The following is a 25,385-nucleotide window of genomic DNA, read 5'->3' on the forward strand; positions in this document are numbered from 1 at the left end:
ATTATTTGATTATGTAAATTGGTATAACAATCACAGAATACACGGGTCATTAGATTACCTTAGCCCTATAGAATATAGGTTATTGATGTCCGACAAAAAAGTGTCCTAAAAAGTGTTGACAATCCAACTTCTGAAACTCCCTACGGTCAGACACAGAAGTTTTTTGACGTATATTTCAACGTCACAATTTAAGTTCCATAGGAAAAAGTCAACAAAAAAGTAGCTAACATTTAAATAAACTATATTTTTAGTATGGTGTTTAAGAATAGAATAATTAGCTTATTGAAATACAATTATTTATTAAATATTTTATAAAAATATAAGAGGGTGAGATTATGAAAAGAATGAGTAGATTTTTATGTAGTTTGGTAACTGTAATGATTTTAATAACTAATATTGCATTTGCTGATGATTTTGTTAAGAATGAAGAATTTTTTAATGCTGTTAAGAAGTATGTAATGAACAATTATGCTGGTGAGATTACTGAGGATGAGCTTTATGATGCTGCTATTAAGGGTATGTTTGAGAACTTAGATAAGCACAGTATTTATATGGACAAGGAGACTAATGAGAGTTTTAGTGAGTCTGTTAATGGAAAGATGTATGGAATAGGTGCTTTAATAAATGTTAGAGATGGCAAGCTTAATATTGTAGAGCCTATGGAGGATTCACCTGCTCAAAAGTCTGGTCTTATCGCTGGTGATGTTATAGTTGCCATAGGAGATGAAAGACTTGGAGAAATTAAGGATATTAAAGAGGTTATTAATAAGATAAAGGGAGATAAGGGAACTAATGTAAACCTTACTATATCTAGAAGTGGCAAAGAATTTAAAGTAGATATAAAAAGAGATGAGATAAAGATAAAATCTGTTAAGTATAGAGTAATAGAAGGAGATATTGGTTATATTAAGATATCTCAGTTTACAACTGAAGTTGAAGATGAAGTAGAAGTTGCAGTTAATGAGCTTAAGAAGCAAGGTATCAACAAGGCTGTTCTTGATTTAAGAGGGAATCCAGGAGGAAGTTTATCTGCTGTTGTTGAAGTATCTAAGCACTTTGTTCCAAAGGGTAAGGTTGTTATAGTACGTGATGCAAAAGACAAAGTTATCAACCATTATTCAAAGGGTGAGGTTGCATTTGATAAATTAACAGTTCTAGTAGATGAGAATTCAGCATCAGCATCTGAGTTATTATCTGGAGCTATACAAGATACGAAGTCTGGAACTTTAATAGGTAAGACTACATATGGTAAGGGAACTGTTCAAACTGTTCTTCCTTTAAAGAATGGAGAGAGCATTAAGCTGACAATAGCAAAATACTATCTTCCTTCTGATAGAAGTATAGATGGTACAGGTGTTACTCCTGATATAGATTGTGATAGATATGATATAGATATTGATAAGTTTATAGAACTTAATATAGATAATAAGTTGTCTAAAGGGGATGCTGGGCTTGATGTGTTGGCAGTTCAGCAAAGATTAGGTGCCATGGGATATAATATAGATGATCCTAAAGGAGTATATCAAGATTCTACATTTAAGGCTGTAGAGAAGTTCCAAAAGGATACTGGACTTTATGCATATGGATCAGCAGATCTAACAACTTTAAATAAAATTAATGAAGAATTTGCAAAATATATGACTTTAGATAAAATGGACAAACAATTAAAAAAATCTATTGAAATATTGAAAAAGTGATGATACACTAGAATAGTTATTTTAAAAAAGAAAACTTAAAAGCCGGACCCTAAAAGGGTGGTTTCTAATAAATGGTAGGTCGCCCTTTCCTAGGGCGACCTACCCCTTTTTTAAGGAAAAAATTAAAATTCAAATAAATATAAACATATAAGGAGGAACAAAATGGCAACTAAGTATATATTCGTAACTGGTGGGGTTGTATCTTCATTAGGAAAAGGAATAACAGCAGCATCACTTGGAAGACTTTTAAAATCTAGAGGACTTAATGTAACAATTCAAAAGTTCGATCCATACATCAACATAGATCCAGGAACTATGTCACCTTACCAACATGGAGAGGTATTTGTAACTGAAGATGGAGCAGAGACAGATCTTGATCTTGGACACTATGAGAGATTTGTAGATATTAACTTAGGTAAGCATTCAAGTGTTACAACAGGAAAGATATACTGGTCAGTTCTTAACAAGGAAAGAAGAGGAGATTATCTTGGAGCTACAGTTCAAGTTATACCTCATATAACTAATGCAATTAAAGATAGAGCATATAAATTAGGAAAAGAAGGAAACTTCGATGTAGTTATAACTGAAATTGGAGGAACAGTAGGAGATATAGAGTCACTTCCATTCCTTGAAGCTATAAGACAGGTTAAGTATGATGCAGGTGAAGACAATGTTATGTACATCCATGTAACATTAATTCCTTACCTTGCTAAATCAGGAGAGTTAAAGACTAAACCTACACAACACTCAGTTAAAGAGCTTAGAAGTATAGGTATTCAACCAGATTTATTAGTATGTAGATCAGAAAGACCTATATCAGAAGAGATGAAAGAGAAGATAGGATTATTCTGTAATGTAAAGCCAGAGTACGTTATTCAGAACTTAGATGCCGAGACTTTATACAGCATTCCTTTAATGCTTAAAGAAGAAGGACTTGATCAATTAGTAGTAGACAAGCTTAAGCTTGATGCTAAAGATCATGATCTTACTAATTGGATTGAGATAGTTGAGAAAGAAAAACAACTTCAAAAGACTGTTAAGATAGCTTTAGTAGGAAAGTATGTAGAACTTCAAGATGCATATATATCTGTAGCTGAATCTTTAAAGCATGCTGGAATACACAATGATGCTAAGATTGAGATAGATTGGATAAATGCAGAAGATGTAACTGTTGATAATGCAGCTGATATACTTAAGGATGCTGACGGAGTGTTGGTTCCAGGAGGATTCGGAGATAGAGGAGTAGAAGGAAAGATAGCTGCAGCAAAGTATGCTAGAGAGAACAAGGTTCCTTTCTTTGGAATATGTCTTGGAATGCAATTATCAGTAGTAGACTTTGCAAGACATGTTGCAGGTTTAGATGGAGCTCATTCATCAGAGCTTAACCCAGATACTAAATATCCTGTTATAGCTTTAATGGAAGATCAAGAGGATATTGAAGATATGGGTGGAACTATGAGACTTGGAGTTTATCCATGTAAGATATACAAAGGAACTAAAGCTCATGAAGCTTATGGAGAAGATTTAGTTTATGAAAGACATAGACATAGATATGAGTTCAATAATGAGTATAAAGATTTATTAACTAAGGCAGGACTTATAATATCTGGAATATCTCCAGATGAGAGATTGGTTGAAATAGTAGAGCATAAAGATCATCCTTGGTTCGTTGCTGGACAATTCCATCCAGAATTCAAATCAAGACCGACAAGACCACATCCTTTATTTAGAGAGTTTATAAAGGCTGCTGCAAAGTAAGATATATTTAAGAGCTATATATAATAGAGATTAATCTCTATTATATATAGCTCTTTTTTACTCTATTAGGAAACTATAATATTTTTGTTTTGTCGATAACATTGATTAAAGAGCTATACTTACAACTATTTTTGAGCAACGGAGACCGTTAGGGCTCGTTGGCGATATGAGTCACTGCGTTAGCGAGTAGACGAATTTTTTTATGCATAAATATATGATAAATTCACCAAGGAATAAATATCCTCAAAACTAGTAATTACAACCTTCATAAGAAAAATATAACAAATATATTACAAAACAACTCTATTTTGTAATATATTTGTAATGGATTTTTTTCATAAATTAACATATAATTACTGTTGTAAGGTAATAAGAAAATTTATCCATATAAAATACAGTTAAATATTTATAATGTTACAAAAAAGTTACTTATTGTTACAAAATTATTACAAAGTAGCTTTGATTATTGACTGGAAAAATTTACAGTGGTATAATTTTCATGTATAAGATAATTAATACTATTTTTATAAAAAAATAGGAATGATACATAAATTAAGGGAGGAATATAAGAATGAAGAATACTAAAAAAGTTCTTTCAGTAGCATTAGCTGGTGCTTTAGCATTCGGATCTATGGGTGCAGCTTTCGCAGCAGCTCCAGAGATGGATAAAAATACAGATAAGAAGGTTACAGAAGCAGTTGAGAGATTAAATGCTTTTGGAATCGTTAACGGTATGGAAGATGGAAAATACCATGAAGAAATGAAAGTTACAAGAGAGCAATTCGCTAAGATATTAGTTGAAGCTTTAGGTCTTGGTGGAGCAGCTGATGCAGCTAAAGGAGCAACTAAGTTCTCTGATGTTGAAGCTTCAAGATGGTCTGCAGGATACATCAATGTAGCTCAAGGACAAGGATTATTATCTGGATACCCAGATGGAACATTCCAACCAGCTAAAGAAGTTTCTTATGCTGAAGCTGTAACTATGCTTGTTAGAGCATTAGGATACAAAGATGAGTTTTTACCAGGAAGCTGGCCAGGAAACTATGTAGCAAAAGCTGCAGATACTGGAATAACTGATGGAGCTAAATTCTCAGATGCAACTGGAACAGCTGATAGAGGAACAGTAGCTGTACTTGTGGATAACGCTTTAGATTCTAATGTTGTTAAAGTAAGTGAATATGTAAATGGCGAAATTAAGTATGCAGTAGATGAAAATAAAACTTTATTAGATGATAAATTAGATATTACGAAATACGAAGATGTAAGATTAGTTAAGAATGAAAGATTAGATGATGGTTTGAATTCTGAAGAAGCTTCTTTTGTTGCTACAAATGATAACACAGAATTCGTTGGAAACAGTGATTTTGATTTAGCGGATGGAGAAATAAAAGTAGATACAGTTAAAGGTATTAACACAGACGAGTTAATGGGATTAAAAGTAAAAGTATATGTAAATGATGACGATGAAGTAATTTATATGCAAAGAGATGGAAATGAAACAGTTGCTACTGATGTAATAACTAAAGTTACTACAGATAGCGGAAAATTAAAAGAAGTAGAATTATATAAATTAGATGATGAATATTCTTTTGATAAGGATGGAACTACAGCGTATGTAACTGGCTTAAATGACAAAGTTACTGCATATGATAAAACTGAATTAGATGATACAACAGGAGATTTAGGTGGAGACTTAGAAGCTGGAATGTTCGGTAGATTTGTTATAGAAAATAATAAAGTAGTATTTGCTGATATAATGAAAGCTGATGAAGCTAACGGATTAATAGTAACTAAAGTTGATACTGATAGTAAAGAAATTACAGGTATTGAAGGAAATGATGAGGACTCTGTTGTAAACTTAGAAGATGATTATGATAAAGTTATAATAATGGATACTACAGGAAAAACTTTAGAACTTAAAGACATAAAAGCTAATAACGTGGTTTATGTTTCTAAAACTGAAGTAGATGGAGATGATTATGCTGTAGTAACTGTAGTTAAAGATAACGAAATAAAAGGAAAATTCACAAAAGCTAAATCAGACGAAATTGAAATTGCTGATAAATCATATGATTTAGTTAAAAACAATCCAGATAAAGCTGTAGATGGAACAGTTGGTGAAGCTGTTGGAGCTTACTTCTCTGTAAATAAAGGAGAAGATATATATGCATACTCATTAAGTGAGAATAAATTAGAAGATGTTGATGAAGAAGAAGTACTTGCTATAACTGATATGGCAGGAAGAGTATTATACTTCTCAACAGATGTTAAATCAACTTCAGATGATATTTATGGAGTTGTAACTAAGATATATGATGCAGGAGAAAGAGTTAAAGTTTATAACCCAACTACAGATGATGAAATAACTTATACTCTTGAAGAAGATGCAGATGCAACTGGTTTAGTTGTAGGAGACTTCATTAAATTCTCTTTAAACAAAGATGGAGAAATAGCAGATGGAGAATTAGAAAAATCAACTACAACAATAACTACTAGTGGTGAATTTGGAAAAGATTCTATAATAACAGGATCAAAAACTTACTCAGTTTCTAAAGATACAGTAATGATGACTGAAGAAGTAAATAACTCATCAGTTATTAGTATTGACGATTTAGCACCAGTTAAATGGGCTGATATTTCAGAAGATGATATAACAGGAACTATAACTGCTCAAATATTTGCAAATGACAAAGAAGAATTAGATGCTGTATTCTTCTTAGATGATGGAGTTTCTTCGGCTGCTAATGATGAGCAAGCTGCTTACGTAATCGAAGCTTGGAAAAAAGGAAGCGACGATATGGTTAAAGTTGCATTAGATAATGGTGACGTTAAAGAATATGAATTAAATTCAGGAACTGCTAGTGAAGAAAATGCATATGTAGTAAAATTAAAATCTAATGGTAAATTAGAATTAATTTCTAAATCTGTAGGAACAGTTACTGGAACTGATTTTGAAATAGTAACTGGAACTGTTTATGATAAAGATGGAGATTACATCAAGTTATTTACAGATACAGATGGAGACGGAAAATGGGATACAGGAGAAGCTGTTGGTACTATATTCTACAGAACAGATAGCAATACTGTAATCTATGATGAAAAGACTAAGAAGAAAATACACAACGTAACAAAAGGAACAAAAGTTGATATCGTAGTAGAAGACAGCAAAGACGCTAGAGTAATAGAAATTAAATAATTAAATTTCAAATAAAAAAGCTGATGGATACCCATCGGCTTTTTTTATTTTACAAAATCAATTGAATTTAAACCTTGTTTAATATAAAATAAAAATGTATATAATTAGCAGTTGGAGGGGATTACTTTGGAGGCTCAAATGAAAAATGAAAGAAAGATAAATAAAATATTATACATATATGGTTTCGTTTTATTTATGTTACCTTTTTTCAAAGGGTTATACTTTGAAAAAGATATGTATATTGCGGCTTTAATAATAGGAGTATTGTCATTAATATCTTTAATTAGAAATGTAAAAAAAGAAGATGGAATAATATTATTTTCGGGACTTCAGTATTCTTCTATTTCATTTATAACGCTATATATAATAACTTGTTTTTTTGCGTTTAACAAAGATTTAGCTACGTATGAAGCAACTAAGAACTTGACGTATTTTTTACTCTTTATATCAATTAGTTATGAAATAAAAAATACATTTGATATAAGTTTTTTAAGTATTTCATTAATATTGAGTGGAGTAGTTGTAAGTATGATAGGATTTGGATGTGCTTTTGGGTCGTTTACATATGAAGGAGCATTTCAAGCTGGAATGATTAACTCAACTTTTCAGTATCACAATACATTTGGTGCATATATGCTTGGAATATTGTTTTTAACAATGAGTGAAATTTGTGATAAAGAAGGAGTAATAAAGAATATATTAAATGGGATAGGTTATTTAATATTTTTAGGATTTATATTTTCTTATTCAAGAGGAGCATGGGTATTGCTTCCAGTGTGTGGATTCATAATGCTAGTTTTATTAAGAAATAAAGGGTTTAAAAATGTTATATTAAGCACAATATCAATATTAATATCATTTGGAATTACATTTTCCAATATATACAATAATATATCAACACCATCTTCAAAAGGTTGGATATTTATACTTATAGGTATAGTAGTTTCTTTTATAGTATCTTTATTATTGGACAAGTTATTTTCTAATATTGAATTCAACAAAAAAATCATAATATCTATACTGGTATGTATAGCGTTTTTAGGCGCGATATCTTTATTTACTGGAGCTTTAAGCAAGTTCTTACCAGAAAATATATCTCAAAGAATACAGTCTATTAATGCTAAAAGTTTTACAGTTGTGGAAAGAGGAGTATTCTATAAAGACGGATTGAAAATGGTAAAAGAACACCCTGTATTAGGAGCTGGAGGAGGAGCTTGGGCATCTCTGTATAATCAGTATAAGACGTATGAATATACTACACAACAAGCTCATAACTATATAATGCAGGTATGGACTGATATAGGAACCTTAGGGTTGATTTCGTTGATTGGAATATATCTATCTTTGGTTATAGCTACTTATAAATCGTATATAAAAATTGAAGATAGTAGATTGAAGAATAGATTGGTGTGTATATTTACCGCAGCAATAGCCCTTATAGCGCATAGTTTTATAGATTTTGATATGTCTTTGGGAGCTTATGCAGTTATTCTTTGGATAATACTTGGAATAATACTTTCTTTACAAAAGGAATATTGTTATGAAGAACCTAAGAAAAAGAAAGAGATAATTAGTATTCCGAAAGTTTTACTTGTTGTACTTACAGTTATAGTTATGGCATCATCGCTAGGAAATAGGCTTGCATTTGTATATTCACAAAAGGCTATAGACATAGTGAGTAAAGATGAATTAAAAGCTGAAGACTATAGGAAGGTTGCAAAGTATTTTAAAACAGCCTCTACCTTAGACCCATTTAAAGCAACTTACAAATTTGATTTAGGTAACACTCAACTTTATATGGCAGAAGAGGATGAATCTAAAAAAGTGCTCGAAGAATCTAAATTAAATGTAGAGAAATCATTAAAACTTGATGAGACTAATTATAAAGTATTAACCAATGCTGCACAGTACTATTTTAGAATTGGAGAAACAGATAAGGCATTACAAGTAGTTGAAAAATTAGAAGAATACCATCCGTTAAATGATTACACATACACAAATGTTATAGGAGTAAACTATAGTATAGCCGGAGAATATTTAAATAACAAAGAATTTGATAAAGCTAAACCGTATCTTCAAAAAATAGTTGATACAGAAGAAACAGTATTGAGAATAAATAATGAATTAAATAAGAAAAAAGAAGATTTATTAAAAGGAGTAAAAGACCTACCTGAAGGTTATGTAGAAGACAGGTTTAACATAAAACTTACACAAGTCGATATAGATAAAATAAATGCATCTAAAGAGATACTTAATTCTATAGATTAAATAATATAAAAACGCAAAAACTACCTTACATTAATTGGGTGGTTTTTGTGCTTTTATAAGCTATTTCATTGAATATAGTTGAATTTTAATATACAATGTAATAGAATGAAAATTTTATGAATACATAGATTTTTAAATAGATGGAGGTAAATATGAAGGGAATAGTACTGGCGGGAGGGTCAGGTACGAGGCTTTACCCTATAACAAAATCAATATCAAAGCAATTATTACCTATATATGATAAACCTATGATATATTACCCTATATCTGTACTTATGCTTGCAGGTATAAAGGAAATACTTATAATTTCGACACCTAGAGATTTACCTATGTATAAAGAACTTCTAGGTGATGGGTCGAATTTAGGTATGTCATTTGAATATAAGGCTCAAGAAAAGCCAAACGGTTTAGCTGAGGCATTTATAATAGGAGAAGAATTCATAGGAGATGAGAATGTAGCCTTAGTTTTAGGAGACAATATATTCTATGGACAAAGCTTTAGTGAAATACTTAAAAGAGCATCCTCTTTAGAAGATGGTGCTATTATATTTGGATATTATGTTAAAAACCCAACGGCTTTTGGAGTTGTAGATTTTGATGATAAAGGAAATGTATTATCAATAGAAGAAAAACCGGACAAGCCTAAGTCAAATTATGCTGTTCCAGGTCTATATTTTTATGATAATGATGTTATTGAAATAGCTAAGACTGTTAAGCCATCATATAGAGGAGAACTTGAAATAACTAGCATAAATAATGAATATTTAAGAAGAAAAAATCTTAAAGTGGAATTATTTGGTAGAGGAATGGCTTGGCTTGATACAGGGACACATAGTGGACTTTTGGAAGCCAGTAATTTTGTGGAAGCAGTTCAAAAAAGACAAGGCCTATATATAGCATGCCTGGAAGAAATAGGGTACAGAATGGGATATATAGATAAAGATAAGTTACTAGAGCTTTCTAAATCACTTGTAAAAACCGATTACGGTAAGTATTTAGAAGATATAGCTAATGGAGTTTTTTAGGAGAGTTATTATGGGAAAATTTAACTTTATAAAGACAAGCATAGAGAATCTATATATAATAGAACCTAAAGTATTTGGAGATAATAGAGGATACTTCATGGAGACGTACAATAAAAAGGATTTCAATGAAATAGGACTTAATATGGAATTCGTGCAAGATAATGAATCCAAGTCTTCAAAAGGGGTTTTAAGAGGACTTCACTTTCAGACTAAGCATACTCAAGGAAAATTAGTTAGAGTAACTAAAGGAGAGGTTTTTGATGTTGCAGTTGATTTAAGAAAAAGCTCTTCTACATATGGAAAGTGGGAAGGTGTAATTCTGAGTGAAGACAATAAAAGGCAGTTTTATGTTCCTGAAGGGTTTGCGCATGGATTCTTAGTTTTATCAGATGAAGCTGTGTTTAATTATAAATGTACAGACTATTATCATCCAGAATACGAATGTGGGATAATTTGGAATGATGATTTTCTTAATATAAATTGGCCGATTGACAATATAGAATATGTGATACTCTCTGATAAGGATAAAAATTGGAAATCTTTAAAGGAAACTAAAATAGATTTTTAAAGATCGATTTTGGAGGAAAATAAATGAAAAAAATATTAGTTACTGGTGGAGCAGGTTTTATAGGGAGCAATTTTATAAAATACATGTTAGATAAGTATAATGATTATTATATAGTTAATTTAGATTTACTCACTTATGCAGGTAATTTAGACAATCTCAAGGATGTTGAGAACAATCCTAATTATGAATTTGTCAAAGGAGATATATGTGATTTTGAGTTGGTAGACAAGATAGTATCTCAAGATATAGACTATATAATCAACTTTGCAGCAGAGTCTCATGTAGATAATAGTATACTAAATCCTGGAGTATTTGTAAGAACTAATGTTATGGGAACTCAAGTACTTTTAGATGCTGCTAAAAGGTATGATATAGAGAAATATATACAGATATCAACAGATGAAGTTTATGGAAGTTTAGGTGATGAAGGATATTTTACAGAAGAAACGCCGCTTGCGCCTAATAGTCCGTATTCAGCATCAAAGGCAGCATCGGATATGTTAGTGAGGTCTTATTATAAGACTTATAACTTACCCGTTAATATTACAAGATGCTCTAATAACTATGGACCTAATCAACACAAGGAAAAGTTGATACCTAAGATCATACACAATGCTTTAAATGACCAAAAAATTCCTGTATATGGAGATGGACTCAATGTAAGAGATTGGCTTTATGTAGAGGATCATTGTAGTGCAATAGACTTAGTTCTTCATAAAGGCAAAGTTGGACAAGTTTATAATATAGGTGGAAATAATGAAGTTAGAAATATAGATTTAGTAAAGATGATACTAGATAAGCTTGGAAAGAACTATGATTTGATAGAGTTTGTTGAGGATAGATTGGGACATGATAGAAGATACGCTATAGATTCAAGTAAAACACAAAATGACCTTGGATGGTTACCTAAGTATATATTTAAAATAGGAAGTGAAGAAACTATTAATTGCTACTTAAATAATAAATAGTTGTAGAAAATAATCAGTAATAGAGAATACATAGATTTATACAAGACTAAATAATAAATTTAAAAGAAAGGTGAATATATTGAAAGCATACATTCAAAATTTTTTAAAGTATAGATATCTTTTAAAAGAATTAGTAGTAAAAGATGTTAAATTAAAATATAGAAGATCTTTTTTAGGGATAATATGGAGTATACTTAACCCTTTATTAATGATGATAGTACTATCGATAGTATTTTCTACTGTGTTTAAAAGAAATATTCCTAATTTTACAGTATATCTTCTAACTGGAAGAGTATTATTTGAATTTTTTTCACAAGCAACTAATTCCTCTATGAGAGCTGTAATTTCAAATAGTTCTCTTATTAAAAAGGTGTATATTCCAAAGTACATTTTCCCTTTAGCGAGCTGTTTATCTTCTTTTGTTAATCTTCTTTTTTCACTTGTAGCAATAATAATTATGTTAGTGATTACAAAAGTAAAGATTACATGGTCTATTATATTATTTCCTCTGCCTTTAATATATGTGTTACTTTTTTCTACTGGAGTAGGTATGATTCTTTCTGCTTACGGAGTATTTTTTAGAGATATTGTGCATCTTTATGGAGTACTATTAACGGCTTTGATGTATTTTACACCATTGTTTTATCCAGTTGATATTATACCACCTAAATATCAATTTATTATAAAATTAAATCCTTTATATTATAATATTGAGTGTTTTAGGCAAATTGTGTTGTATGGTGTATCTCCGTCATTACAGCTGCATTTAACTTGCTTTTTTATAGGGATTATTACGCTGCTTGTAGGGATGTTTTTATTTTATAGAAAACAAGATAAATTTATTTTGTATTTATAAATGGAGGATTTATTATGTATCAAGAAAATGTAGTTGAAATTAAAAATGTATCTATGAGATTTAATATGAGTAAAGAAAAAGTTGATAGTTTTAAAGAATATTTTATAAAACTTTTAAAAAAAGAACTTCTTTTTGAAGAGTTTATTGCATTAAAGGATGTATCTTTTTCAGTAAAAAAAGGAGAAATATTTGGGCTTATTGGTTTAAATGGTGCAGGAAAAAGTACGCTACTAAAAATTATTGCGGGAGTATTAAAGCCTACTGAAGGAAATGCAAAGGTTAGAGGAAGTATGGCTCCTCTTATTGAATTAGGTGCTGGCTTTGATCAAAATTTAACAGGAAGAGAAAATGTGTTTTTAAATGGAGCAGTCTTAGGATATTCTAAAGAGTTTATGCAACAAAAGTTAGATGAAATCATAGAATTTTCTGAGTTACATAATTTTATGGATACTCCTTTGAAAAATTATTCCTCTGGAATGAAAGCTCGTTTAGGTTTTTCTGTAGCCACATTAATAAATCCAAAGATATTAATAATAGATGAGGTATTAGCAGTAGGAGATTTTAAATTTCAGAAAAAATGTGAAAAGAGAATGCAAGAGTTACTAAGTAATGGAACAACAGTACTTTTTGTATCACATTCTATTGGACAAGTAGAAAAAATGTGTGATAGAGTTTTGTGGTTAGAAAAAGGAAGAGTAAAGATGATTGGAGATACAAAGGAAGTTTGTGAATTGTATAAAAAAAGTTGATAAAACTATATTTCTAGGTTATGAAGAGAGGAATTGCTTAGTATGGAGAAAATATTAGATAGAATTAATGATGCTTATTATGGGGGTATGGGTGAAGTTATGATGAGAAAAACCCATAAAAGAGCTAATTGGATTTGTAAACAAGTACAAGGAAATAAAATATTAGATATTGGATGTAGTCAAGGAATAGTACCTATATTACTTGGTAGAGAAGGATTTGAAGTGACAGGTATAGATATTTCTAAAAAATCAATTGAATATGCTAACGAAGCATTAAAAGAGGAAGAAATTGTAACTCAAAAAAATATTGATTTTATTAATGAAAATTTTATGATGATGGATTTTGAAGATAAAAAATTTGACACAATAATTTTATCTGAAGTAATTGAACATCTTAATCAGCCACAACGTTTTCTTAAAAGAGCATGGGAAGTCCTTGAAGATAATGGGCAAATTATTATTACAGTTCCTTTTGGAATTAATGATTTTATAGATCATAAAAAAACATATTATTTATTAGATTTATTAAAAGAGGTGACCCCTTATTTTAAAGTTGAGAAAGTAGATATTTTAGAAAAGTGGATAGGTGTTATTGGAGTAAAAAAAGAGAAAGTTGAGTCTAATGCTGAAATAAATATTTCATTGACTATGATTAAAGATATAGAGAACGCTTTTTATGATATTGAAAGACAACTGATAGATAGCAATAAAAATATACAAAATAGTATTAATACAGTAAATAAAAAATACAGAGAAGTTACTGATCAAAATATGAATTTAAAAAAACAAGTTAAGTTATTAAAAGAAGTAGAAGAAGAAAAAGAGAAAGCAAGTAAAGAAAAAGAAAAGCTATTAAAAGAAATAGAATCTTTAAGTAAAGAGAATAATAGGAAAAATAATGAATTAAAAGAAGCTATAGAAGCAGTACTTTCTCACATTTCTGATAAAGAAAAGTATTTGAAAGAAATTGAATATTTATTAAATATTAACAAGATGTTAATTAATAAAAATAATAAATTGGAGAAAACGAAAACAGGAAAACTATTTTTAAAATATTGGAAAATAAAAGATAGAATAAGTAAAAGATTAAAAAAATAAGGAGATATATATATGGTAAGTAGAGGTGAGTTAAATACCAAAAAAAAACAGTTAAATATAGATAAAAAGAAATGGGAAGATAAATATTTAAACTTATTAAATGATTTAGATAAAAAACATAATAATATAATAAATAATTGTAGTGTAAAATCTAAAAAAACTATATATGATTTAAATATTGCTTGTATATTTGATGAATTCACAATGGAATGTTTTAAACCTGAATCGAATTTAATTACATTTACACCAGATAATTGGAAGGAAATTTTAACGAAGAAGAAACCAGATATGTTAATTGTTGAATCTGCATGGCAAGGAAATGATGGTACATGGACTAGAAAAGTAGCTAGATATTCTCAAGATGAAAGAAAAGAGATATTCGATTTAATTAAATTCTGTAATGATAATAATATACCTACGATTTTTTGGAATAAAGAAGACCCTGTACATTTTAATGCTTTTATAGATACTGCAGTTTTTTTTGATTATATTTTTACTACAGATGCAGATTCAGTAAAAAAATACAAAAAAATATCGAATAATGACAATATCTATCCGATGCCATTTGCAGCACAACCTAAAATTCATAATCCTATAGAAATATATAAAAGAAAAGAAAAAATTTGTTTTGCAGGTTCTTATTATGCAACTAAATATGAAGAACGAAAAAGAGATTTAAGTATGTTATTTGATGAGTCAATTAAATATGGACTCGATATATTTGATAGACATTATAATGACGATTTAGAACAGTTTATGTTTCCGGAAGAGTATCAAAACTATATTAGAGGAAATTTGAAAGCTACGGAAATTCAGAAAGCATACAAAGGATATAATGTATCGATTAATGTGAATAGTGTTAAGTATTCACCTACAATGTTTTCAAGAAGAGTATTTGAACTATTAGCATCAAATACACCAGTTATAAGTTCATACTCAAAAGGCATTAAAAATATTTTTGGAGGTTTAGTTATATCTAGTGACGATTTTGAAATTATTGAAACAGGTTTATCTAAATTATTTAATGATAAATTATATTACGAAAAATATAGATTATTAGGTTTAAGAGAAGTACTTAGGCATCACACATATAATGAAAGATTAAAATATATTTGTAATATAATTGGTATAAATATAATAGATGATAATGACAAAATATCTGTTATATTTGTTCCTCAAAATCAAGAAGAATTAGATAAAATGATAAAACAATATGAAAAACAAACATATTCTATAAAAGAGTTAGTTATTTTATTAAATCCAGATGTTGATTTTAATAAAACAAGTAATAAAGATATAAGATATTATAATTTACGAGAAAAGACGAATAACAAAATATTAGATATAATCGAGGGCGATTATGTAGCTTTTTTTAATAGTAATGATTTTTATGGTGAAAATTATTTACAAGATCTAATTTTGGCAACTCAATATACTGATTGTCCTATAATTGGTAAAGCAGCTTATTATTCATATCAAAATGATGATATTCAATTAAATAACTCAGAGAATGAATATAAGTTTGTAAAAAAATTAGAATATTATAACTCTTTAATAGATGTAGATATAATAAAAAATCAAAATATAAATGAAATTATTAGTTTATTGAATGATAATTTTGATTTAAGCAAATATGTTAATGATAGTCATTGTATGTTTAGTATAGATAAGTTTAATTACTTTAAAGGATTTGAAAAATTAAATGATAAACAAAAAAATGAAGGACTTAAAAAAGTTGAAGATATAAAAGGGTTGAATATTAATTATAAAATTAATAATTTTAATGAAAAAGAGAATATAAGAGAAATAGAGGTTTCAAAGAATAATATAAACATTAGTTTAAATAAAGATAAGTGGCTAAAAAAACCTTCAAGTATTGTGAAAATTTCAAATGATAAAAATAGCTTATTATTAAATATTGAAGAGAACAAAGAAAATAATTTCGAATATATTAAATATGAACAGATTAAGAGTTTTGAAGTAGCACCTAAAGAATCAGCTTTTGAATTTAACAAGAATAAAGCTTATTTAGTAGAAATTTTAGGTGCATCTAATAAAGTATATGCTCAGCTTTTTATATTAGGATATGCTGAAGATAAAAAAATTCAAGTAGAAAGTTTTAATTTAAACCGTGAAAAAATATTTATTCCAAAATCTAATGTGGACAAAATAAGATTAGCAATTAGATTATCTGGAGATGGAATTTGTAAAATTAATAAGATAATGTTAACTCCTATATCGGATAAAGATAATATGATTGACAATATTACTATTGAAAAATTGGATGGCAAAGAAAAATATTTAGTACTTACAAATATTTATCCAAGTGATACAGATTTATATAGAAACGGATTTGTACATAGTAGAGTTAGAGCATATCAAGAAAAAGGATTAGATGTAGATGTATTTTCATTTAATTTAAATAATAAAAACTTTGAAAAATATATTTTTGAAAATGTTAATGTATATAAGGGTAATAAAAAGCATCTAATTAGTTTTTTGAAAAAAACTAATTATAGAAAAATATTAATTCATTTTGTAAATAGAGATATGATAGAAGCTATTGATGAAGGAGCACCAAATATTCCATTAGTTATATGGGTTCATGGATTTGAGTCAGAGAAATGGTGGAGAAGATGGTTTAATTTTGAGATAAATAAGCATTTATTCAAAAAATTAAGAAATGCAATTAAAGCAAGTAATAAAAGAATTGAATTTATGCAAGAACTATATTCAAGAAATGATAAAGATATAGAGTTCATATTTGTATCAGAATATAAAAAGGGTACAGCAGAAAAAGATGCAAAGACTAATGTGAGTCGATATTCAATAATACCTAATATTATAGATGAAGAAATATTTAAATATACAGAAAAGGATTCGGAAAAAAGAAAAAAAATACTTAGTATAAGACCATATACTGCAAGAAACTATGCAAATGATTTAGCTGTAAAAGCTATTTTAGAGTTGTCAAAAGAAGAATTTTTTAATGACTTAGAGTTTACTTTTTATGGAAAGGGAAGATTGTTCGATAAAACACTAGAACCTCTTAGAAAATTTTCAAATGTTCATATTCATAAAAGTTTCTTAACGCATCATCAGATTGCAAAATTACATCGAGAACATGGAATTTTTTTATGTCCAACTAGATTAGATTCTCAAGGAGTTTCCATAGGAGAAGCTATGTCTAGTGGGTTAGTACCTATTACAAATGGAGTAACAGCTATACCTGAATTTGTAGATGAAAAATGTGGGATTTTGGCTCCTAAAAATTCATATAAAGGATTAGCTGAAGGAATAAAGGAATTGTATTATAACTCAGATAAGTATTTAGAGATGCATAATAATGCATCTAGTAAGAGTCAAAATCAATGTGGAAAAAATATTGTTATTCCTAAGGAAATTGAGGTTATAGAAAGATAAGTAAAACTTAGTTTGGGGAGTGAAATTATAATGAAAATTTGTACAGTGGGATTAGGATATATTGGATTACCAACATCGGCGATGTTTGCTAATTTTGGAGCTGAGGTTGTTGGAGTTGATATTAGCAAACATGTTGTGGATACTATTAATGAAGGAAATATACATATTGAAGAACCCGGTCTTGAAGAAATGGTAAATCAATCTGTAAAAAAAGGAAATTTAAGAGCAAGTTTAAAGCCAGAGAAATCAGATGTTTTTATAATTGCTGTTCCAACTCCAAATCAGGATGATGAGTATAAATCTTGTGATTTAAGTTATGTATTAAGTGCTACAAAAGCTGTATTACCATATATTAGAAAAGAGAATGTTATTATTGTTGAATCAACAATTGAGCCAAGAACAATGGATGATTATATAAAACCATTAGTTGAAGAATATGGATTTAAAATTGGACAAGATGTTTATTTAGCTCACTGTCCTGAGCGTGTATTACCAGGACAAATATTACATGAGTTGATTTATAATAATCGTATAGTTGGAGGAGTTACTCCGGAATGTACTAAGGCAGCAGCCAATGTGTACCGTACATTTGTAAAAGGAGAAATAGTAGAAACAGAAGCTAAGACTGCTGAAATGTCTAAATTGATGGAAAATACATTTAGAGATGTAAATATTGCTTTAGCAAATGAACTTGCAAAAGTTTGTAATCAATTAGAAATTAATGTTCTTGATGTAATTCAAATGGCAAATAAGCATCCACGTGTAAATATACATCAACCAGGCCCAGGAGTAGGTGGACATTGTTTAGCTGTAGATCCGTATTTTATTGTAGCAAAAGCACCAGAATTAGCTGGAATTATTAATTTGAGTCGTCAAACAAATTCAAGTATGCCAAATTATGTTTTAGAAAGTGTGAAGAAATTACTAAAAGGTATAAAAAATCCCAAAATTGCAGCCTTAGGGGTTACTTATAAAGGAAATGTCGATGATATGAGAGAAAGTCCAGCCGTAGAAATTATTGAAATGTTAAAATATGAAGGGTTTGAGGTAGCAGTTCATGATCCTCATGTGAAAAATGAAATATTAGATCATGTTCATGATGAAGTTGCTGTAGAAAGTGAAATGTTAAATTTTATTAGTATAGAAGAAGCGGCTAAAGATGCTGATATATTATTAATTCTAACGGATCATAATGAATTTAAAGAATATGACTATGATAAACTTGCAGATATTATGAGAACTCCACAAATTTTTGATACTAAAAATATAGTTAAGGATATTTGTTATAAAAATAGTGATATGAAAATTATTAATTATGGGAACTTATTTGAATCTATGTAGTTTTAAAGCTAATAAAACATTTTGAAATTCACAAAGAGATTTTCTGATATGAAAAATTTATACATTCATAAGCATTGTTATTAAGAAATAGATTATTTTATAATGTAATCATTAATATCTATAGACTTAATATATAAGGAATATAGTGAATATGTTTAGACATAAATTTTATAAAAGTAAGGGGAAGGAAAATGGTATCTACCAAAAGTGTGGAAAAAATTAAATCTCAATTAAACAAGGTGTCATCACCATCAGATGCTATTGGTATTTTTTGGAAAGGAATAAGCATTATAAGTAAAACTGTATTTTTTGCAGCCATTGTAATAGGTTTATTGTCTCATTTATATTTTTTCGTTCATAAATTTGCAAATGAAGACGATATAGCTCACTTGAATACAGCATTGTTTTATACAAAAACAAGCGGAAGATGGTTTTTAGGATATATAACGCAATTGAGAGGGTTTTATAGTTTACCGGTTATAATTGGAGCAATTTCAATATTTTTCTGTGCAATTTCAGCTGTTTTAACGGCTAAACTACTAAGAACAAAAAAGACAGTAACAGCTTTTATTATTGGTGCATTAATGGCTTCGTTCCCTGTTTTATCATACAGCTTTTGTTATTTATTTATGGCTGATGCATATATGTATGCTTTGTTCTTTGCTGTTTTAGCAGTTTTTCTGACAAATAAATATAAATTTGGATTTATACTTGGAGGTATTTCTCTTTCGTTATCTCTTGGAATATATCAATCTTACATAGGTTATGCAATCGGTCTGGTTCTGATTATTCTGATTAATTTGCTTATTGATAATGAATTAGATTTAAAAAAAATAGGACTTGAAATATTAAAATATTTTACAATGGGCGTTTTAGGGGCAATATTCTACTTTGTGTCTTTGAAAATCAACTTATATTTGACAGGAAGTACATTATTATCATATAAAGGCATTGATAAAATGGGTCATATTGATTTGTATAAACTACCATCGTTAGTTTTACGTTCGTATAAAAACTTTTTTAATTCATTTGCAGGAAAATATTATCCAGTATCTGGTACCCTTCATAGTTTATATATTGTTGAATTGATTATTGGAATAGTCGCAATAATGTTTTTAATATTTAAGAATAATATTTATAAAAAAACATTGCATTTAATATTATTGATTTGTGGAATTGCACTTTTACCTCCTGGATTGAATATCGTAGATGTAATGGCACCTGAAACTCAAAGTGCAACTTTAAATATATATCAATTTGTTCTTATATTTATATTTGTTGCTACTTTAGTAGAAAAAATTGAGTTTAATTTTGCCAATTTAATTAAATGGTGTTCTTTTATTTGTTTAGGTTTAATTATTTTTAACTTTATTTTGTTAAACAATACATATTACCTTAAAGCAGAGATATATTTCAATAGAACGTTTTCTTTAACTTCAAGAATGTTAGATAGAATAGAACAACTACCTGAATTTGAAAAAACAAACAAAGTAGCACTTATAGGGAAGTTACCTAATTCTTTTTATAAAGATAGTAGTATTATGTTTTCAGAAACAGACAATCAAGGATTTTGGGGGCAATATGTAGGTTTTAACTCTTCTAATAATGAAGATAATACTAGGAAATTTATTGCAAATGCTAATATTTTTCACGGAGCAAGATTTATACGAGCAAATAAAGAAGAAATGAAAACGGCAGTAGATGATGCTATTAACATGCCAATTTGGCCACAACAAGGTTCAATTGATTGTAAAAATGGAGTAATAATAGTACATTTAAGTAATGTTTTTAAAGTTGAAACTCATAATATAGGTAAAGATAAATACCACTTTGAGTTTTTAACTACACCAAATAGTAATTATACTTACGCGTGGTATGTTTATAAAGATGACACAAAAGTTGATGTTATATGGTATAAACCAGAAAACTATTTTGATTACACATTCGTAGAAAATGGTAAATATAAAATTCAAGGCTTTTACAAAGATGCCAAAGGCATAGACAAGGGTTCTGCTTTTAGTCAAACAATAACAGTTAAAGGTATAAATTATTAAGGTATTTAACTTTCATAATGGGAAAAGATTAACTTTTCCTGTTGTGATTTCTGTATATTTTTACGTTAAGAGTTTCCTTAGTTATTTAATCTAAATATTTGTAAATCCATTGATTTAAAGGAACGCTAATTTTAAGATTGATAGTTCTAATTTCTTAATTATATTAAAAAATTAGTTATAGTAAAAATAGAGTCATGGGTTTATTTTTATATTTTGTTCTATTTAAAATATAGAGAATTAACTTAAATGTGTGGTTAGGTAGGTGCAGATAATATGAAAAGCATTAATGAGAGTAGTTTACTATCCATTGTTGTTCCTGCATATAATGAAGGTCAGGGATTAACTAATTTCTATAATCATTTAAAAGATATTATTGATCAATTAGAAGTTAGGACAGAAGTAATATTTATAAATGATGGAAGCAAAGATTGTACTTTAGAAGTAATAACAGAATTAAAGGCTTTAGATGATAGGATAGGATGTATTAATTTTAGTCGTAATTTTGGTAAAGAAAGTGCAATGAAAGCTGGTTTAGATTTTGCTAATGGAGATGTCATTATTATAATGGATGCTGACCTTGAACATCCTCCGGAACTTATTCTCGATATGGTTAATGAATGGCAAAAGGGATATGAAGTGGTATATACTAAGAGTGTTAATAGAACAGGACAAAATAGGATTAGAAAATTTTTATCTGCCTCATTTTATAGTGTATTAGATAGACTGGCAGGAAAAGAAGTAGTATTTGAAGATGGACAAAAAGATTATATACTTCTAAGTAGAAAAGCTTTGGATGCGTTATTAACTTTAGGAGAATATAATCGATTTTCGAAAGGACTATTTAAATGGATTGGGTTTAGGAGTACAGAAGTTTTATTTGAAGTTGGAACCCGTTCAGAAGGGGCTAGTAAATGGGGTATAAAAAGCTTATTACGATATTCGTTGGATGCAATAACATCTTTTTCTTTTCTTCCTCTAAGAATTTCGAGCTTTTTAGGGTTGGTAGTTTCAGTTAGTTCATTTATTTATATGATTTATATAATTTTTGATACTTTGGCTAATGGAAGTCCTGTAGCTGGATATCCAACACTGGTTACACTCATTTTATTTTTAGGTGGTCTTAATCTAATATCACTTGGGATTATTGGGGAATATTTAGCAAGAATTTTTATTGAGGTAAAACAGAGACCACTATACATCATTAGTGATTATGAACCAAGTAAAGAGGTAAAGTATGAAAAAGTTTGTTAAAAAATTTAATAATCAGTTTATGCGATTTGTGATTGTTGGAGGAATTAATACTTTTAATTTTTATGTATTATATTATTTATTATTATTAAATATAAATTATAAGATTTCATATATAGTAGCATATATTCTAAGTATGATAGGATCTTACTTTTTAAATACATATTTTGTATATAAGCAAGCACCATCATGGGCGAAATTTTTTCAATTTCCGTTGGTATATATAGTGCAATTAATTTTGAACTTTGTTTTTGTATATGTTTGTGTAGAATGGTTATTTATATCAAAAGAGTGGGCTCCTATTATCTTAATCCCAATTTCGGTACCAATAACTTTTTTCATCTCTAGATATATTATTGCAAGAAATGCCAATGCTAAGGCGTAGGATATTACAAATATAAAAATTATTTAAGATTGACTTTAAATATTAGTTTTATGAAATAAATAATAGATACATATCAATTTAAAATAAAAGTATATGAGAGTGTGTATATTGTACAATATAGGAATATATTAAGTATCTGTAAGGGGGTATAATGAAAAAATTAAAAATTGCATGTATTTTAGATGAGTTTTCTTATAAATGTTTTTCTTATGAAAGTAATTTTATAAATTTAAAAGCTTATAACTGGAAAGAGATTTTAAGAGAATATTCTCCGGATTTTTTATTTGTAGAATCTGTTTGGTTAGGTGCAGATGAAAGTTGGAAGGGAAAGATTGTTACAGATTATGGAAGATTTAACAAAGCGTTTTTTAAGACTTTAGTAAGAAGGCATAAAAAAAGAGAGCTTAGAAAATTAGTCTATTGGTGCAAAAAGCATAATATACCTACTGTATTTTGGAACAAAGAAGACCCTGTACACTTTGATAAATTTATAGATAGTGCTAAGTTATTTGACTATGTTTTTACTACTGATGCAGATATGATTCAAAGATATAAAAAAGAATTAAGTCATGATCGAGTATATTGTTTGCCTTTTGCTGCTCAACCTAAAATGCATAACCCCATAAAACTAGATTTTGATAGGAAAAATAAATTGTGCTTTGCAGGTGCATATTATCAGAGCCATGAAGAACGAAAAAAGGATATGAAAGAGATACTTGACATTGCAGTAGATTATGGAATCGATATTTATGATAGATTCCATAATCTAGACACTAGAAATAAATTTCCTGATAAGTATAAACCTTGTATTGTAGGTAATATAAATTATGATGATATTCATTTGGCATATAAAGGATACAAGGGTTTAATTAACCTTAATACAGTAAAAAAATCCCCAACAATGTTTTCAAGAAGAGTTTTTGAAGTTTTGGTTTCTGGAACTCCTGTAATAAGTAATTATGCAAAAGGAATAAAAGACCTTTTAGGTAACGATATAGTTCTTATGGGAAAGAATAAAGAAGAACATGAAAAAAATATTCAAAGGATTTTAAGTGATGAAGAGTATTGGAATGAAATTTCAGTAAAAGGGGTTAGAAAAGTTTTATCAGAACATACATATAGGCATAGATTATTGTATATTTTACAAAAGATAGGATATGAGATTGAAGAGGAAAAACCAACAGTATCTATTGTTGCATATGCTAATAAAGTAGATGAGGTAAAAAAATCAATTGAATTTTTTAATGATCAAGTTTTTGAAAATAAAGAGTTAAATATAATTGTTTCTAGTAAAGCGTTAAAAGAAGATTTAAGAAATAAAAATATTAAATTTTTTGAAGAAGAAGAAATAAACGAAATAGACATTAAAGATTATATAGGCTATGTTAACGTAAATAGCAATTACGATGAACATTACTTAGTAGATTTAATATTATCATTATATTATACAGATGCTAAAGTAATAGGAAAAAGTAAAGATATTCAATATTCATATGTCCATCAATTAAATACACATTTATGCATTATAAAAAAAGAAGTTTTGTGTGGATTATCGAATAAAGAGATATTAGATACGTTAAAATATGGTTATATTTCATCAATAGATTTTGATCCCAAAATCAAATTATTTTCTGTAAATAAATAGCTTTTAGTAAGTAAAGGTGGTATTGAGTGTGAAGCCTAAAATAAGTATGATATTACCAATTTATAATGTAGAAGAATATATAGAAGAAGCTTTAGAGTCAATCATTAATCAAACTATGGGTATAGAAAATTTAGAAGTTATAATGGTAAACGATGGTTCGGCTGATAATAGTAGATTAATTATAGATGAATATGCTGGAAAATATAAGAATTTTAAAAGCTTTCACTTTGATAAGCCTAGTGGAGCAGCAGGGAGTCCCAGAAATTTTGGAATACAAAAAGCAATAGGTGAATATATAATGTTTCTAGATCCTGATGATTTGTATACATCAAATGCATGTGAGTTATTGTATAATACTGCTAAAAAATATGATAGTGATATTGTAATGGGAACCTTTGAACTTTTTAATTCAAAAAAACAATGGCAACATCCATTATTTATAAAGTCATCAAATAAAATGTTTCCTAATAAATTAATTGAACCAAAAATTAATTTAAAAATAGAAGAAAGTCCAGAGTTATTAATGGCACCGGCAATAGCAGTAACAAAGATATTTAAATCTGATTTTATCAAAGATAAAGATATAAATTTCCCAGAGGGGATGGTTTCTGAGGATGCAGTTTTTGCGGTAGAGAGTTTTTTATTAGCGGAAAAAATAAGCTTTATACCACACACTGTATATAGATATCGTCAAAGAGAAAATGATAGAAATCCATCAATCACACAAAAACCTAAGTTGAAATTTTTTCAAGATTTTAGTGAATCAAGAAAAATAATTATAAGTTTATATGAAGAACACTCAATTTTAAAGTATAAACAAGTTAGATATTTATTAGATTTAGAACATTTAATTTTCAAATTATCACAAACTAATTATCTATCATATGAAAGAAGAGTAGATATTTTAGATACAGTGTATTGGTTTATATACAAAAGTAAAGATTTTGAATTAGCCCCTAATGATATAGGAACAAAATATATATTAGATTTTATTATAGATAAAAAATATAATCGAGCATTCAAATTAATATATATAAAGAGAAGCAAAATGTATCGTATAATAAATAAAATAGTTAATTATTTACCAACTACAAAAAAGTAAAGGT

Annotated in this window: 18 protein-coding genes; all 18 read left to right on the forward strand. The window is 28.3% G+C overall.

All coding sequences use genetic code 11. The annotated features are described in order from the left end of the window. On the forward strand, window positions 1-109 hold a 109-nt coding region (locus Tmeso_RS09345; protein ID WP_145993146.1), incomplete at its 5' end, for an IS3 family transposase. Window positions 110-335: 226 nt separating this feature from the next. Continuing rightward, window positions 336-1,697 (forward strand): S41 family peptidase, encoded by a 1,362-nt coding sequence (locus tag Tmeso_RS09350; RefSeq protein ID WP_099190516.1) that lies wholly within the window; start codon window positions 336-338, stop codon window positions 1,695-1,697. A gap of 162 nt (window positions 1,698-1,859) precedes the next feature. Next, the gene (locus Tmeso_RS09355; RefSeq protein ID WP_099190518.1) at window positions 1,860-3,455 is read left to right on the forward strand and encodes a CTP synthase; all 1,596 of its coding nucleotides are present in this window, start codon (window positions 1,860-1,862) and stop codon (window positions 3,453-3,455) included. Window positions 3,456-4,026: 571 nt separating this feature from the next. Further along, the gene (locus Tmeso_RS09360; RefSeq protein ID WP_099190520.1) at window positions 4,027-6,651 is read left to right on the forward strand and encodes an S-layer homology domain-containing protein; all 2,625 of its coding nucleotides are present in this window, start codon (window positions 4,027-4,029) and stop codon (window positions 6,649-6,651) included. A gap of 138 nt (window positions 6,652-6,789) precedes the next feature. After that, window positions 6,790-8,919 carry an O-antigen ligase family protein gene (locus tag Tmeso_RS09365; RefSeq protein WP_145993147.1) on the forward strand — a complete coding sequence of 710 codons (2,130 nt, stop codon included), beginning with the start codon at window positions 6,790-6,792 and terminating at the stop codon, window positions 8,917-8,919. Between the two features lie 152 nt (window positions 8,920-9,071). Then, on the forward strand, window positions 9,072-9,944 hold the full coding sequence (gene rfbA / locus Tmeso_RS09370) for a glucose-1-phosphate thymidylyltransferase RfbA (protein ID WP_099190524.1): 873 nt from the start codon (window positions 9,072-9,074) through the stop codon (window positions 9,942-9,944). 10 nt (window positions 9,945-9,954) lie between these two features. After that, window positions 9,955-10,512, forward strand: a complete 558-nt coding sequence (gene rfbC / locus Tmeso_RS09375; RefSeq protein ID WP_099190526.1) for a dTDP-4-dehydrorhamnose 3,5-epimerase — start codon at window positions 9,955-9,957, stop codon at window positions 10,510-10,512. A 23-nt stretch (window positions 10,513-10,535) separates the two neighbouring features. Next, on the forward strand, window positions 10,536-11,480 hold the full coding sequence (gene rfbB, locus Tmeso_RS09380; protein WP_099190528.1) for a dTDP-glucose 4,6-dehydratase: 945 nt from the start codon (window positions 10,536-10,538) through the stop codon (window positions 11,478-11,480). Window positions 11,481-11,550: 70 nt separating this feature from the next. Continuing rightward, window positions 11,551-12,336: an ABC transporter permease gene (locus Tmeso_RS09385; protein ID WP_242967904.1), complete on the forward strand. Its 786-nt coding sequence runs from the start codon at window positions 11,551-11,553 to the stop codon at window positions 12,334-12,336. 14 nt (window positions 12,337-12,350) lie between these two features. After that, entirely contained in the window at window positions 12,351-13,085 is a 735-nt protein-coding gene (locus Tmeso_RS09390; RefSeq protein WP_099190532.1) for an ABC transporter ATP-binding protein, read from the forward strand. 42 nt (window positions 13,086-13,127) lie between these two features. Beyond that, complete coding sequence (locus tag Tmeso_RS09395) at window positions 13,128-14,183, forward strand: class I SAM-dependent methyltransferase (protein WP_099190534.1); 1,056 nt, start codon at window positions 13,128-13,130, stop codon at window positions 14,181-14,183. 12 nt (window positions 14,184-14,195) lie between these two features. Then, a complete protein-coding gene (locus Tmeso_RS09400) occupies window positions 14,196-17,606 on the forward strand; it encodes a glycosyltransferase (protein WP_099190536.1) in 3,411 nt (1,136 codons plus the stop codon). 30 nt (window positions 17,607-17,636) lie between these two features. Further along, window positions 17,637-18,947 carry a nucleotide sugar dehydrogenase gene (locus Tmeso_RS09405; RefSeq protein WP_099190538.1) on the forward strand — a complete coding sequence of 437 codons (1,311 nt, stop codon included), beginning with the start codon at window positions 17,637-17,639 and terminating at the stop codon, window positions 18,945-18,947. Window positions 18,948-19,138: 191 nt separating this feature from the next. Beyond that, entirely contained in the window at window positions 19,139-21,001 is a 1,863-nt protein-coding gene (locus tag Tmeso_RS09410; protein ID WP_099190540.1) for a glucosyltransferase domain-containing protein, read from the forward strand. 273 nt (window positions 21,002-21,274) lie between these two features. Then, a complete protein-coding gene (locus tag Tmeso_RS09415; RefSeq protein ID WP_099190542.1) occupies window positions 21,275-22,252 on the forward strand; it encodes a glycosyltransferase family 2 protein in 978 nt (325 codons plus the stop codon). Beyond that, on the forward strand, window positions 22,236-22,634 hold the full coding sequence (locus tag Tmeso_RS09420) for a GtrA family protein (RefSeq protein WP_099190544.1): 399 nt from the start codon (window positions 22,236-22,238) through the stop codon (window positions 22,632-22,634). The genes Tmeso_RS09415 and Tmeso_RS09420 overlap by 17 nt, the downstream gene beginning before the upstream one ends. A 151-nt stretch (window positions 22,635-22,785) precedes the next feature. Continuing rightward, window positions 22,786-24,279: a CgeB family protein gene (locus tag Tmeso_RS09425; protein ID WP_099190546.1), complete on the forward strand. Its 1,494-nt coding sequence runs from the start codon at window positions 22,786-22,788 to the stop codon at window positions 24,277-24,279. Between the two features lie 28 nt (window positions 24,280-24,307). Beyond that, window positions 24,308-25,381: a glycosyltransferase family 2 protein gene (locus Tmeso_RS09430; RefSeq protein ID WP_099190548.1), complete on the forward strand. Its 1,074-nt coding sequence runs from the start codon at window positions 24,308-24,310 to the stop codon at window positions 25,379-25,381. Window positions 25,382-25,385: the final 4 nt, after the last annotated feature.

The organism is Tepidibacter mesophilus, from assembly GCF_002724055.1.
Lineage (GTDB): Bacteria > Bacillota > Clostridia > Peptostreptococcales > Peptostreptococcaceae > Tepidibacter_A > Tepidibacter_A mesophilus.